The organism is Bradyrhizobium oligotrophicum, assembly GCF_051168495.1.
Taxonomy (GTDB): Bacteria; Pseudomonadota; Alphaproteobacteria; order Rhizobiales; family Xanthobacteraceae; genus Bradyrhizobium; species Bradyrhizobium oligotrophicum_A.
Map to the genome: position 1 here is coordinate 26,476 of NZ_JBNPVB010000006.1, position 13,956 is coordinate 40,431.

Genomic DNA, 13,956 nt, shown 5'->3' on the forward strand with positions numbered 1-13,956 from the left:
ACATATGAACACTACGCAATCAAACGTGTCGCGCGGCCCTGATGGCCGGCACGGAAATGGTCGAGTTCCTCGTTGACCGCCGCGACGAACTGGCTGCGGAAGCGATCGGCCGAGAAGAAGCCGGCGCGCTGGCGGCAATCGAGACGCGAGATCGACTTTTCCCTGGCCACGAACGCGCGCACGCAGGCGGCGATCGCCGCGGGCTCGGGCGTATCGAAGAACATGCCGGTCGGGCGCGGCCCCGTCGTGAGGATCGACTCGCGCGCGCCGCCGCGGCCCAACGCCAGAACCGGGGCGCCTTCGGACTGCGCCTCCACCGGGACGATACCGAAATCCTCTTCGGCTGCGAACACGAAGGCGCGGGCGGTGGTCATGAGATCACGCAATTGCTTGTCCGGCACGAAGCCGGCGAATCTGACGTTGGGTCCTGCGATGGCCTTGAGCTTGGCGGCTTCCGGGCCGTCGCCGGCCACGACCAGTTCGAGATCCGGCATGGTGTTGAAGGCGCGGACGATCGGCTCGATGCGCTTGTAGGGAACGAGCCGGCTGGCGGCGAGGAAGTGGTTGCCGACCGGGAGAATGGCGTCGCGCTGCGCGATCGTCACCGGCGGATAGATCACCTTGGCGTCGCGGCCGTAGATCTTCTTGATGCGGCGGGCGACGAACTGCGAATTGGTGAAGATGGCGTCGGGGCCGTGCGCGGTGCGTGCATCCCAGATCCGCATCTTGTGCAGCAACGCGCGGGCGACGAGGCCCTTGAGGCCGGTCGCGTAGCCGCTCTCGTTGAGATATTGGTGCTGCAGGTCCCAGGCATAGCGCATCGGCGAATGCACATAGGCGATGTGGACCTGCTCCGGCCCGGTCAGCACGCCCTTGGCGACCGCGCAGCTCGACGAGATCACGAGATCATAGCTCGACAGATCGAACTGCTCGACCGCGAGCGGCATCAGCGGCAGGTAGGAGCGGTGATACTTCCGCAGCAAAGGCATGTTCTGCAGGAAGCTGGTGGTCGACGTCTCGAAACCCAGCCTGGCGCGATCCTCGGGGCGGAGCAGGTCGAACAGCGTGAACACGTCGGCGCCGGGATAGCAGCGCAAGACCTCCTGCAAAACCTTCTCGGCGCCGCCCAGAACGTAAAGCCAATCGTGGACGATCGCGACGCGCATCGTGCTCTCCCAATTCCCGGGGTATTTAATAAAACCCTTAAGGGAGGTATCCACGCGCACAAACCAATTCCTAAACTTCTAGTTAATCGCCCTTGTCCTCCGACCCGTCGAATAATTCATGATCAAGTAGGGATCGGTTAAGGATTTGCCAGCCGCTCGGCGTCTCATGTCGCGACATCATCGTGCCGGACGCGAACGCCCGAGGCGCGGTGGTCCCGCTTCGGCACACTCCGACACCCTAGGCCGTCTTGCTTAACAGGCCCTTGCCGCGGCGACGCTCACGCGCGACGCCCTCGCCGCACGGGATCGTGATCGCGCGAGGCCCCGGTCAGCCGGCGATCAGCAACCGCTCGACCGCATAGCCGTGGCGGATGACACGGTTCAGCACCGGATCGACCAGCTCGAAGTCGAAGCGGTCGGCGGGGCGGATGCCGCCCAGGGCTGCAAAGGTGCCGCCGAACATCGCGGTGCCTTCGGGCAGGCCGGCTTCGCCGTAACGGCGCGCGATCAGGTCGGACGGCGCCAGCATGCCGCTCAGCACGCCTTCCTGGTACAGCACGCGCTCGCCCTTGATGGTCGCATAGGCGCGCAGCATCAGCTGGTCCCAATGCGCGGCGACGTCGTCGACCAGCCACAGCTCCGGCGCCACCGGCTTGTCGCACATCTGCTTGGACACGGTGATGTTGTAGGTCTCGACCTTGCGGTCGGTATGGTCGGAGCCGACGCCGACGTAGAGCCGGCCGCCCGCCTTCACCAGCACGAACTCGACCTCGCCGGAGGATTCCCCGCCGCTGACCTCGATGCGGTCGGCTGTCGTCAGCCGGCTGGCCGCGACCTCGTAGTAGATCGGCGTCGTCGCCGGACGGGCAATGCCGAGCTCTTCCAGCTCGGCGATGTGCTTGTCGCGGGCGACCGGATCGCGCCCGGTCCAGCCGGCGATCACGAGGCGGTTCAGCGTGACCTGCTGCCGCGCCGCTGTGCCGTCAGTGTGAACCAGGAATTCGATTCGAGTGCCGCTCATCGTCGCATCACCTCTTCATGACCAGCGCGCCGCTTAGCCGCCTCGGAGCGCGCTGGCAAGCCGGCGAATTGGGGCCTCATGGTTCGAGACGCGCCGCGATCGACGACGCTACCTCGAATTGACAGAATGGGCGCGGCGCTCCTCACCATGAGGTTCGGGTTCCGAGATCGGCACAGCAGGTTGGTCATCAGCCGCGTGCTCATGGAGAGGCAAAGCAAGTCCCCGTGCTGAGGGCTTGCCGCGGGCGGGGGTCTCGACGCACGGCCGCGCGTCGCGCTCACTCCTCGGCCGCCTTCTCCGCCTCATGGTCCTCCTTGAGGTGCCGCTTGCGGATCTGGTGGGTGGTGAACCAGATCAGCGCGATCGCGACCGGCACGAAGGCGGCGGTGGCCAGCGTCGGCTCGACCGGCAGCCCGGTGTCGTGGGCGCCCTTGGCGAGATAGCCGAACAGGCTGACGACGTAATAGCCGATCGCGGCCACCGACAGGCCCTCGACCGTGCTCTGCAGCCGCAGCTGCAGCTTGGTGCGTTCGTTCATCGAGCGCAGCAGGTCGCGGTTCTGCTCCTCCAGCTCGACGTCGACGCGGGTGCGCAGCAGATCGGCGGCGCGCGCGAGCCGGCGCGACAGCTCCGACTGGCGGCGCTCCAGCGCATTCAGCGTGCGCATCGCCGGCGCGATGCGGCGGGCGAGGAACGACGACCAGCTCGAATAGGGCGCGATCGGCTCGCCCTCGATCACGCTGAGCCGCGCCTGGACCAGATCCCAATAGGCACGGCTGGCGCCGAAGCGGAACAGGGTGCGGGTGGCGCCGCGCTCCAGCATGGCGGCGAGCTCGGTGAGTTCGGTGAGCAGATGATTGTTGAGCGTGAGCGTCGCGGCGCCCTGCATCTCCGCCAGCACCTCGCCGAGCCGGCGCTCGCTGCTGTCGACCGACGGCGCCAGCGCCAGCGCCGCCGGCAGGCCGAGCAGCGCCAGAGTGCGGTAGGTCTCGAGCTCCAGCACGCGCTGCACCAGCGCGCCGAGCCGCTCCGGCGTCGCACCGTCGGCGCAGACCAGGATGCGGGTGAAGCCGTCGTCGTCGAGGCGGAAGTCGGAGGCGACCGCGCCGCTGCCGCCCTTGATCGACACCACGGCGAGGCTGCTCTTGTCGAAGATCTCCTCGGCGCGCGCCACCGCATCGGGCACGGCCTCGACCTCGAGCTTGACCGCGACCAGCAGCTCGCCGGCCTGCGGCAGCGCCGCGATCAGCGCCTGCAACTCGGGCGCAACGGTGCCGAAGCGGCGCGGGCCTGAATCCGCGGGCGGGCTCCAGATCCAGGTCAGGGTGGCGAATTCCGAATGCTGCTCGAAGCGCAGCCTGACAGGGCCGAGATCGACCTGGTGATGCTTGGCGCCCAGCTCCGGCGGCGGCGCGCCATGCTGGGCGCAGAACGCGGCGAGGCTGGCGCGATCGGCCGCCGGGCTATCATCCTTGGCCATGAAGGCGAAGCGAATCACCAGCACCGGCTGCGTCAGCGGCGTGAACGGCCGCGCATGCACCTCGTTGAGCACGCTCTCGCGCAGGCCGTGTTGCGTGAAGGCGGAGAGGTCGAGCGCGGTCATCGGCAGCGTCCGCCGGCGAGAGCGCGACCCGGCGCAGATGATCGCGCTGCGCCCGAATTGATCACTCCCGCCATGCCGTGCATCCCCCCTGACGTCCGTTGCCGCTCTGCCGACCCGCGGCTGTGAGTGTGTGACGCCACTGTAGCGCGATTCGATGACGGCGCCACGGCTGCGGCGGTGGGCAGCAAGCGATGTCGCAGGGTCCTCCGTTCCGGGTGTCGCTTTGGCCCAAATCACGCGGCGCGGGCGGTGCACCTCTCCCCGCTCTTCTGCGGGGGGCGCGACGAGCTTCGCTCTCGCTGAGAGGTCGGATTGCGCAGCAATCCGGGTGGGATGGCACAGACGAGGCCACATCGCAGCTCCATCGGACTCGCAGGTCAGCTCCCTCACATGCACCACCCGTGCGGCGGCCCTCACCCCGACCCTCTCCCCGCAAGAGCGGGGCGAGGGAGCGCACCGCCGATGGCGCAACGGATCGACTCACAGCCTTGGACTCGCATCATCCGTTCGGATACTCACGCGTAACGCCTCCTCCGACCACGAACAGACACGCCAAAACCTCCCGCGGCGCTGCTGCACCCGAGATCATCTGCACCAAAACCCTCCGGCAATGCCGAGGGCGCAGGGAAGGCCAGGCCTCGACCGAGGCCTGTGGCCCGCCTGCGGAAAAAATTGCAGGCGGCAGGTACCACAGGTCAGCCGGACGACCCGGCCCTCCCTGCGCGATGGGTCTAACGTCTGCTCCGCGCTCTCCCCGGGGACCGGGCTTGTTTGCCCCCGTCGTCAGTTGCTACACGGCCTGTCACGGCTCGCATCGCAACGAACTTGGCGCCAGCATCGGGGCGCCAGGACCACACGGCTTGAACGTCCGCGAACTGCCAATCGTCCAGCGCATCAGCACCTGACAAGCCCGCGGCCACCGCTCCCCGCCTCAACGTATCGTGACGACGCGTACGCCCCTCTGCATGAGGACGGGATGGCGGGGAGTAGAGCATGATTTCGGAAAAAGAGCAAGGGGAATTTTTTAGGAGTCCGAGGACTTGCGAGGATATCGCAGCTACGCAGAGGCGCGTGGTGTTGCCATCTCTCTCCGCGCCGTCATGGCCGGGCCTGTCCCGGCCATCCACGTCGGTCAGCGGGCCCGGGTGGACATGGATGCCCGGGACAAGCCCGGGCATGACGCACAACTGATTGGCAGGTTCGTCCGTCGCGACCATACGAACTACGCAGCGCTCTCACTCCAAGCAGCACGCTCAAGCGGCGCGCGAGCGAGGCTATCTCTAGGGATCGGAGACATAGCCTGTGATGGTGCGGTCCCTGATCTTCTGGATGACGTCATCGACCACGCATAGTGGCGCCAGGGATCATGCGCGCAGGACGACCGAATTGATGCTGAGCGCCGCCGCACCGCACCTTGACGCGCAGTCTCATTTTTTGTCTTGCGCCTGCGATCAGGCAGCATCGCCGGAAGCAGCGCTGCTGCACACCAGGCGGCGGCAGAGCCCGCCTGCAAGCGCGGCAAATGCCGGCGATCGCATCGCACTGCTCGGTTTCCCGCCATGCGAAGCGGCGCTGGGCGGCCTCTGCTGGCGCAATCCGGCTTGCTGCAGTGCCGATGCGGATGCGGGACGAGTGCCCGCCGGGGTCGGGAGAACTTCCCGCCCGTGCATTCACAGCCGGAGAAATCGACGTTAGGCTGAGCGGGTCGCTCGTCATGCCGAAACGCGGCGCGTAGGTCGCAGCAAGACGGGCCGGCCGAGGGGAACTGCGGCAATGCAGTCGCCAAAAATCAAAAACGAAGCGGAGGAAAGTGCCATGATGAAGCAACCGAAACGGCTGGCTGCGCCGATCGCGCTCGCCATCACGACGACGCTCGCAGCGTCGGCGGCGCTGGCGCAGACGGTGGATACGGCGCGCATCGAATCCGGCGGCCAGAACGACTGGCTGACCTACCACGGCTCCTACAAATCCTATCACTACAGCCCGCTGGCCCAGATCAACGCCAGCAATGTCGGCAATCTCGGCGTCGCCTGGATCCACATTCCCGGACGCTCCACCCGCGGCCTGCAGTCGATGCCGCTGGCGGCCGACGGCGTGCTCTACTACACCGGCTCCTACAGCCGCGTGTTCGCGCTGAACGGCGCCACCGGCGAGGTGATCTGGTCGTACTTCCCGGAGCTGGACGAGGCGCTGGTCGCGCGCCAGACCCACTCGCCCTACAATCGCGGCGTCGCGATCGGCGAGGGCAAGGTGTTCGTCGGCACCATGGACGGGCGGCTGATCGCGCTCGACATGAAGACCGGCAAGCTCGCCTGGGAAACCAAGCTGCTCGACAGCCAGAAGCTGACGGTCGGCTTCACCGGCGCTCCCCTTTACGCCAACGGCAACGTCGTGATCGGCGCGCAGGGCGGCGAATGGCCTGGCCGCGGCCCGATCTTCGGCGTCAACGCTGCGACCGGCGCCAAGAAATGGGAGTTCCTGACGGTCGCGGGCACCGACGACGCGCAGAAGACCTGGGGCAACGATTCCTGGCGCACCGGCGGTGGCGGCGGCTGGATGCCCGGCACCTATGACAGCGAGACCTCGACGATCTGGTGGGGCACCGCCAACCCGGCGCCGCTCTACGACTGGTCGGGCGGCGACTGGAAGACGCAAGGCGCGCGCCCCGGCGACAATCTCTACACGTCGTCGGTGATCGGCCTCGACGTCGACAGCGGCAAGCTGAAATTCCATCACCAGGAGCTGCCGCACGACGCCTGGGACTTCGACAGCGCGGTCGGCGAATTCCTGATGCTCGATCGCGACGGCAAGAAGCTGACGGTGCACCCCAACAAGAGCGGCTACATCTTCGTCTACGACCGCGAAGCCAAGGTGCAGAACGTCTGGCGCATCACCGAGAACAGCAACTTCGTCAAGAATATCGATCCCAAGACCGGCGAGCTGATCGGACGCCGCGACTTCACCGCCGGCAAGGTCTCAGAGCCGCTCTGCCCGCACATCTCCGGCGGCGTGAGCTGGAACGCCGGCTCGTATAATCCGAAGACGGGCCTGTACTACAAGCTCGGCCAGGAATGGTGCATGACGCTCGACATCGTCAAGACGACGCCGGTGGTGGCGCCGCAGGCGCAGCTCAACATCGGCGCCAACTTCGCGATCGCGAAACCGCCGAGCGGCGAGATCTACGGCCATCTCGACGCCCGCGATCCCGTCACCGGCGCCAAGAAATGGGAGGTGCGCTTCCCCGAGCCGCCGCTCGCCAGCGTGCTCTCGACCGGCGGCAATCTCGTGTTCGTGCCGGATTCGCGCGGCACCGTGCACGCCTATGACGCCGAGAGCGGCACCGAGCTGTGGAACCACTCCGACGGCACCGGCCACCAGGGCGGCATCATCAGCTACGCGGTCAACGGCAAGCAGTACATCGCCATCACCGCCGGCTTCGGCGGCATGGCGGCCGACGACTACGCGCCGACCTTCGGCGGCGTCTACAAGAGCATGCCCAGGGATGACGGCGCGCTGATCGTCTACAGCCTGAAATAGGCATGGGATCGCGGGGGCCGGCCATGCCGGTCCCCGTGGCTTTCGCCGGGCTAGCGCATATGGAGATACGGGCTGTCGCGACGAACAATCCTGGCAGTTAGTTATTCCGTCATGCCCGGGCTTGTCCCGGGCATCCACGTGCTTCTCAGCGTACTGAACGACGTGGATGGCCGGGACAAGCCCGGCCATGACGATGCGGGGCGATCGGGCGCACCACTCCGATCGTCACATGCGATAGCCCTGGTGCCCTCTGCCCTGCACGTTGGGTGCAACTGAATCGGATCTGCTTGATGAGATTGGCTTTGATGAGGTTCGAATTGTTCGGAGTGGCGTTGACGACAATGGCGGGGGCGGCGATCGGAATGGTGCCGCGAACCGGCATGCCCGCGGCGCTGCGGCCGACGATCATGGCCGCCGTGCTGGCCGGCGCCGCACTGGCCTTTGCGCAGCCTGCCGCAGCGGCGTCGGACACCGAGCCGCTCGACGTCCAGCAATTATTCGCATCGACCTGCGGCTGGTGCCACTCCGACGCCGGACGTGTCGCCGGCAAGGGCCCGCAGCTGATGGATTCGCCACGCAGCGACGACTTCCTGCGCAACCGCATCAAGCTCGGCAAGCCCGGCGCGATGCCGGCATTCGGCGAAGCCTTCACCGACGCGCAGATCGACGCGATCATCGTCTACATCCGCGCCTTGAAGCCGGATTAGTCCTACAGCGTCACAAGCCGTCGTGTGCGGCTCCGGGGCTTCGCATATGACCAACCTGAGTTATTCGTCTCACCGTCTCCACATCGTCATGCCCGGGCTCCGTCCCGGCCATGACCGCGCGGAGGGAGACTGGCTCGAGCTTGGATCATCACATGCGGTTGCCGTGGGCGGGGCAGGCCGCGTCGAGGCGAAGACTGAGATGAGAGTCATCCTGTTGGGGAGCACCACATGACACGACTGCTCGCGCTGCTCGTCGCCATGGCCGGCCTGATCGGCGCTGCGGAGGCGCGCTCGCTCGACGCGATCCGCTCGCTCGGCCAGATCGGGCTGTGCGCCCATCCCAATTCGCTGCCGTTCGCCAGCAAGGCCGGCGACCCGCCCGGTTTCCAGGTCGAGATGGGCCAGGCGCTGGCGCGCGAGCTCGGCGTTTCGCTGCGGCTCGACTGGATCATCACCATGTACCAGCTCCGCGCCGCCGGCTGCGACATCGTGATGGATGTCATTGCCGATCCGGAGGCGGTGGGCGAAACCCGGCTGAAGACGACCAGGCCGTATTATCACACGGGGGTGGCGCTGGCGGTGCCGGCGGCGAGCCCGCTCACCTCCTTCGCCGGCCTCGACCGCACGACCAAGGTCGGCGTGCAGGTCGGGTCTGTCGCGGCGATGCTGATCAGCCAGCGTCGGGTGCCGACGTCGACCTTCGGCTTCGAGATCGACAGCCTCGACGCACTGGCCAATCACGAGATCGATGCCGCGGCGGTGACGCCGGCGAATGCCGCCTATTACAACCAGACCCATCCCGACAAGGCGGTCCGCCTCATCGCAGCCAGCGACGCCGAGCCGAATCTCAACTGGAACGTCGCTATCGGCATGGTCCGGCCCGACGACGCCCTGCGCGAGGCCATGGAGGCGGCGCTGGCGCGCCTGCGCGCCGACGGCACCGTGGCGCGCATCTACGGCCGCTACGGCGTGGTGCTGCAGGCGCCGAAATAGCCGGCATTAACTTGCTCGGAACGCAATGGCCCCTATATAGTCAAATTAGTCATTCTAGTCATAAGGGCGCCTATGAAAGCCCCCAAATCGCCGACCGCTGCACCTCCCGAGAAGGGGGCCTGGACGCTTGCCGGCGCCAAGGCGCGGCTGTCTGAACTCGTCGACCGCGCTCAGTCCGGTCCACAAGTCATCACCCGCAACGGCAAGCCGGCGGTCGTGGTGGTTTCGGCAGAGGAATGGTCGCGCAAGACCGCCCGCAAGGGGACACTCGCCGAATTCCTGCTGGCATCGCCGCTCCGTGGCGCTGATGTCGATCTTGATCGCACGCACGACAAGCCGCGCGACGTTGAGCTGTGAGCTTGCTGCTCGACACCAACGTGTTATCCGAGATTCGGCGTCCCGCACCTGATACACGCGTGATCGGTTGGCTCGATGCGGTGGATGAAGACCGGGTTTTCATCAGTGCGGCTTCAATCGCCGAACTCAAGCGTGGCATCGAGCTGATGGATCCAGGCCGACGGCGCACGGCGCTGGCAGCTTGGCTGAATCACGATCTTCCAATGCGTTTTGCTGATCGCATTCTTACGATCGACCTGGCCGTGGCGGAGCGCTGGGGCGAGTTGATGGCCGCGAGCCACCGAAGCGGCGTCGCGCTTTCGGTGATGGACGGCTTCTTCGCTGCGACGGCCCTCGTGCATGACCTGACGCTGGTCACGCGCAACGTGAAGGACTTCGTGGCCACCGGCACACGCCTGTTCAATCCCTGGACGGATGGATCGCACGCCGGTTGACGCGAGCCCCGGTTCCGCAGACCCCGGCCGCAGCCCACGCAGTTGTCACGCTGCGCGTGGTAGACCATAAATGCCCGGCCTTTCCGCCATCCGTGATGGCCCTACCCACCCCCCGTCTGCCCAGCCCCCACAGGACTCCCATGACAACGCTTTCCTCGATCGTCGCGCGCGGTGTCGCGCTGGTTGGCAATGCGGCACTGCAATGGCGCAAGCTGCAGGGGGACACGCCGCAGCCGGCGTGGGGCGCGGCGCCGCAGATTCCGCAAGCCAAGCCGCAAGGCATGCTGCCGACCCTGAAGATGCCGACGGCGCGCGGCTGGCGCGATGGCGAGAAACCGGTGGCCGCTCCCGGGTTGAAGGTCAACGCGTTCGCCACCGGGCTCGACCATCCGCGCTGGATCTACACGATGCCGGACAGATCGGTGCTGATCGCCGAGGCGACGCAGATCCCGAGCCCGGTGCGCAACATGTTCGGCTATGCGATGCAGGCGACGATGCGCCGCGCCGCTGCGCTGGGCGAGAGCGCCAACCGCATCACGCGGCTGGTCGATGCCGATGGCGACGGCACCGCGGAGCGCCGCAATGCGTTCATGGAGAATCTCAGCCAGCCGTTCGGCATGGCGCTGGTCGGCGACACCTTCTATGTCGGCAACACTGACGGCATCGTCGCTTTCCCTTACAGCGCGGGAGCCGAGCGCATCGCCACGGCCGGCAAGCGGCTGACGACTTTCAAACCGGGCGGGCACTGGACGCGCAGTCTCTTGGTCAGTCCCGACGGCGCCAAGCTCTATGCCGGCGTCGGTTCGCTCACCAACATCGCCGAGCAGGGGTTCGAGGTCGAAGAGGGCCGGGCCTGCGTCTATGAGCTGGACATCGCCAGCGGACAGTCGCGCATCTTCGCAGCCGGCCTGCGCAACGCGGTCGGGCTGGCGTTCGAGCCGTCGACGAAGGTGCTGTGGACCGTCGTCAACGAGCGCGACGGGCTCGGCGACGAGACGCCGCCGGACTATCTGACCTCGGTGCGCGAAGGCGGCTTCTACGGCTGGCCCTATTGCTATTGGGGCAAGACGGTCGACGACCGCGTGCCGCAGGATCCCGCGCTGGTCGCGACCGCGCTGACGCCGGACTACGCGCTCGGCGGCCACACCGCCTCGCTCGGCCTGTGCTGGCTGCCGGCGGGCACCCTGCCCGGCTTCCCCGAGGGCATGGTGATCGGCCAGCACGGCTCGTGGAACCGCAGCAAGCTGTCCGGCTACAAGGTCGTGTTCATCCCGTTCACGAACGGCAAGCCGTCGGGCCCGGCGCGCGACATCCTCTCCGGCTTCCTGGCGCCGGACGAGACGTTCTCCTATGGCCGCCCGGTCGGCGTCACGCTGGGGCCGGATGGCTCGCTGCTGGTCGCCGACGATGTCGGCAATTGCATCTGGCGCGTGACGGCGGCATGAGGCTCGCGCAAGGCCGAGGCCACACCGGGCCTCGGCCTTGCGCATCAGCGGCCATGATCAGTCGTGGCCGTAATACTGGCGATTGCAGTAGCGGCGGCCGGCTTCGTGCTTCGCCGCGCGCTGCGCCGGGGTGGCGTTCGCCGGGATCAGGAAGTTGCCGCTCGCAAACAGCTGCAGACAATTGACGTAGTTCTTGTTGCCGAGCCATTCCCAGCCGGCCGATGCCGGCGAGGTCGATGCCGACGCGAGCAGGCCGGCGGTTGCGACGATGGCGGCGGCGAACAGACGAATGCTGGAAGTCATGACTTTGTCCCCTGGTTCTCGAGGCTGCCCCGTGCAGCTGATGGAGGATCATGACGAGCCGGGCGCGCCGCTTCCGTGACGGGACGCACATTGCGGTGACGCAGCGGGGCGGAGCCGCGGCGCTCGGCCGCGGAACAAGCACCACGCCCGCAACGTTGTCCGACATAGCATAGGAGAATTTCATGGCCGACAACGTCAATCCCGATCAGAAGCAGCCGGGCGAGCACCAGGAAGGCAAGTTCCACTACAATCCGGGCAACCAGGCCGGCAAGACCGTCGAGGTCGGCAAGCCCGAGAGCGAGCAGGTCAACAACAAGGACCGCATCGAGAACCGCGAGACGCCGACGTCGCGGTGAGGAGTTTGGCTCGTGTGAGCCAAGCTATCGCCGCATGCGCAATGCGCTCCCTCTCCCCGTTCTTCACGGGGAGAGGGCTGGGGTGAGGGGCAGCCACACCCACCGACCGTGCTGAGAGCCCCCTCACCCGGATTGCATCTGACGATGCAATCCGACCTCTCCCCGCCCTAGCGAAGCTTCGCTTCGCCCTGGCGGGGCGAGGTGCACTGAGTGAGCGGTGAGACCGTCGCGTCTCACGAACACAAGATTGGCGAACCTAACCTACCCCTCCAGCAGAAACGCCAGCGCCTCGTCGCAGGGCGCCTCGAGCTTCAGCGACAACAGATCATCTGCACGCGTCCGGCCGAGATTGACGGCGGCGATGGGAATGCGGCGGTCGGCAGCGGCGCGGACGAAGCGGAAGCCGGAATAGACCATCAGCGATGTGCCGACCACAAGCATGGCATCGGCCTGATCGACATGATCGCGCGCCGTCGCCACGATGTCGCGCGGCACGGTCTCGCCGAAAAACACGACATCCGGCTTGAGGATGCCGCCGCAGGCCCGGCACGCCGGCACAATGAACGCAGCAAAATCGACACCGTCGAGATCCGCATCGCCATCTGGCGCATCGGCGGCGTCATGCGCCAGCCATTGCGGATTGGCGCTGCTGAGCTCGTCCTGGAACGCGGCCCGCGACAACGTCGCGCCGCAGCCGAGGCAGCGCACCTGATCGAGCCGGCCGTGCAGATCGATCACGTTGCTGTTGCCCGCGGCCTGGTGCAGCCGGTCGACATTCTGCGTCACCAGCAGCGAGCTGCGGCCCTGCGCCTCCAATCGCGCCAGCGCGTGATGCGCGCCGTTCGGCTGGGCGCGGCCGAAGCGGCGCCAGCCGACCATGCTGCGCGCCCAATAGCGGCGGCGCGTGTCCTCGGTGGCCATGAAGGCCTGGAAGGTCACCGGCGGGGTGCGCTTCCATTGCCCGTCGGTGTCGCGATAGTCCGGAATGCCGGAATTGGTGCTGCAACCGGCGCCGGTGAGGACGACGAGGCGGCTGTGGCTGTCGATGAAGGATTTCAGCGCTGACGGATCGGCCATGGCGCAGATGTAGGCAGCGGCGCCGGCGATTGCCAGGGCCGATGCCGGCTCAACGCGCCGGCGGCACCGTCGCCAGCCAATGCCGCGCGATGTCGGCGCGCGGCGCAATCCAGGCGGCCCCGCTCGACGTCACATGCTTCAGGATGCGCTCCAGCGCCCCGATCCGGCCGGGGCGGCCGATCATGCGCAGATGCAGCCCGATCGAGAGCATTTTCGGCGTCGTCGCGCCCTCGCGCCCGAGCCAGTCGAAGGCGTCGATGACGTAGTCGGCGAAGTCGGCGCCGCGGAAGCGCGAGCCGTTGAGGAACTGCATGTCGTTGCTGTCGAAGGCGTAGGGCAGCACCAGATGCGCACGGCCGGCGACATCGACGTAGTACGGCAGGTCGTCATTGTAGGCGTCGCTGTCGTAGAGGAAGCCGCCGTGCTCGGCCAGCAGCCGGCGGGTGTTGGGCGAGCTCGCCGAGCGCGTGTGCCAGCCGAGCGGCGGCCTGCCGGTGACGCGCTGGATCGTCTCCGCGGTGCGGGCGATCACCCGCCGTTCCTCGGTCTCGCTCATGCCGGCATGACTCTGCCAGCGCCAGCCATGCGCCGACACCTCATGGCCGCGCGCGACGGCATCGCGCGCGAGATCCGGCGAGCGCTCGACGGCACGGCCGCAGGCGCTGACCGTGACCTTGACGCCATGGGCATCGAACAGATCCATGATGCGCCACCATGCGGCGCGCGTGCCATATTCGAAATGGCTGTCGATGCAGGGATCGGGGCCGTCGAGCCGATGCACGACCTCGTAGATCGCCTCGTTGGTGGCGTCGCCATCGGCCACGGAAAATTCCGAGCCCTCCTCGAAATTCACCACCACCGACACCGCGACGCGGGCGCCGTGCGGCCAGCGCGGATGCGGCGGCTTGCCGGCATAGCCGACGAGATCACGGCGGAAGGCAGGTTGTGAGCTCATGA

The 13,956-nt window shown here is 67.1% G+C and carries 13 protein-coding genes; 7 read left to right on the top strand and 6 right to left on the bottom strand.

The window, feature by feature from the left end; all coding sequences use genetic code 11:
* Positions 1–11: 11 nt before the first annotated feature.
* From ACQR1B_RS13650 to ACQR1B_RS13660, 3 genes are all read right to left on the bottom strand, one after another.
* Complete coding sequence (locus ACQR1B_RS13650) at positions 12–1,166, bottom strand: glycosyltransferase (RefSeq protein WP_434832922.1); 1,155 nt, start codon at positions 1,164–1,166, stop codon at positions 12–14.
* Positions 1,167–1,494: 328 nt separating this feature from the next.
* Positions 1,495–2,187, bottom strand: a complete 693-nt coding sequence (locus ACQR1B_RS13655) for a DUF2848 domain-containing protein (protein ID WP_434832923.1) — start codon at positions 2,185–2,187, stop codon at positions 1,495–1,497.
* 277 nt (positions 2,188–2,464) lie between these two features.
* Positions 2,465–3,790 (bottom strand): DUF3422 domain-containing protein, encoded by a 1,326-nt coding sequence (locus tag ACQR1B_RS13660; protein ID WP_434832924.1) that lies wholly within the window; start codon positions 3,788–3,790, stop codon positions 2,465–2,467.
* Between the two features lie 1,815 nt (positions 3,791–5,605).
* Between ACQR1B_RS13660 and ACQR1B_RS13665 the strand changes: the two genes are divergently transcribed.
* The 6 genes from ACQR1B_RS13665 (at position 5,606) to ACQR1B_RS13690 (ending at position 11,263) form a co-directional block, all read left to right on the top strand.
* Positions 5,606–7,327, top strand: a complete 1,722-nt coding sequence (locus ACQR1B_RS13665) for a pyrroloquinoline quinone-dependent dehydrogenase (RefSeq protein ID WP_434832925.1) — start codon at positions 5,606–5,608, stop codon at positions 7,325–7,327.
* Positions 7,328–7,632: 305 nt separating this feature from the next.
* Entirely contained in the window at positions 7,633–8,034 is a 402-nt protein-coding gene (locus ACQR1B_RS13670; protein WP_434832926.1) for a c-type cytochrome, read from the top strand.
* A 228-nt stretch (positions 8,035–8,262) separates the two neighbouring features.
* Entirely contained in the window at positions 8,263–9,027 is a 765-nt protein-coding gene (locus ACQR1B_RS13675) for a substrate-binding periplasmic protein (protein ID WP_434832927.1), read from the top strand.
* A gap of 72 nt (positions 9,028–9,099) precedes the next feature.
* On the top strand, positions 9,100–9,384 hold the full coding sequence (locus tag ACQR1B_RS13680; RefSeq protein WP_434832928.1) for a type II toxin-antitoxin system Phd/YefM family antitoxin: 285 nt from the start codon (positions 9,100–9,102) through the stop codon (positions 9,382–9,384).
* The gene (locus ACQR1B_RS13685; protein ID WP_434832929.1) at positions 9,381–9,818 is read left to right on the top strand and encodes a type II toxin-antitoxin system VapC family toxin; all 438 of its coding nucleotides are present in this window, start codon (positions 9,381–9,383) and stop codon (positions 9,816–9,818) included. The genes ACQR1B_RS13680 and ACQR1B_RS13685 overlap by 4 nt, the downstream gene beginning before the upstream one ends.
* Before the next feature lie 140 nt (positions 9,819–9,958).
* The gene (locus ACQR1B_RS13690; protein ID WP_434832930.1) at positions 9,959–11,263 is read left to right on the top strand and encodes a PQQ-dependent sugar dehydrogenase; all 1,305 of its coding nucleotides are present in this window, start codon (positions 9,959–9,961) and stop codon (positions 11,261–11,263) included.
* Between the two features lie 57 nt (positions 11,264–11,320).
* On the opposite strand, the gene ACQR1B_RS13695 is transcribed toward ACQR1B_RS13690, so the two are convergent.
* A complete protein-coding gene (locus ACQR1B_RS13695) occupies positions 11,321–11,566 on the bottom strand; it encodes a hypothetical protein (protein WP_434832931.1) in 246 nt (81 codons plus the stop codon).
* Positions 11,567–11,748: 182 nt separating this feature from the next.
* Between ACQR1B_RS13695 and ACQR1B_RS13700 the strand changes: the two genes are divergently transcribed.
* Positions 11,749–11,922, top strand: coding sequence for a hypothetical protein (locus ACQR1B_RS13700; protein ID WP_434832932.1), 174 nt, complete (start codon positions 11,749–11,751; stop codon positions 11,920–11,922).
* 261 nt (positions 11,923–12,183) lie between these two features.
* On the opposite strand, the gene ACQR1B_RS13705 is transcribed toward ACQR1B_RS13700, so the two are convergent.
* Entirely contained in the window at positions 12,184–13,008 is an 825-nt protein-coding gene (locus ACQR1B_RS13705) for an NAD-dependent protein deacetylase (RefSeq protein ID WP_434833128.1), read from the bottom strand.
* Positions 13,009–13,048: 40 nt separating this feature from the next.
* Positions 13,049–13,954 carry a polysaccharide deacetylase family protein gene (locus ACQR1B_RS13710; RefSeq protein WP_434832933.1) on the bottom strand — a complete coding sequence of 302 codons (906 nt, stop codon included), beginning with the start codon at positions 13,952–13,954 and terminating at the stop codon, positions 13,049–13,051.
* Positions 13,955–13,956 lie beyond the last annotated feature (2 nt).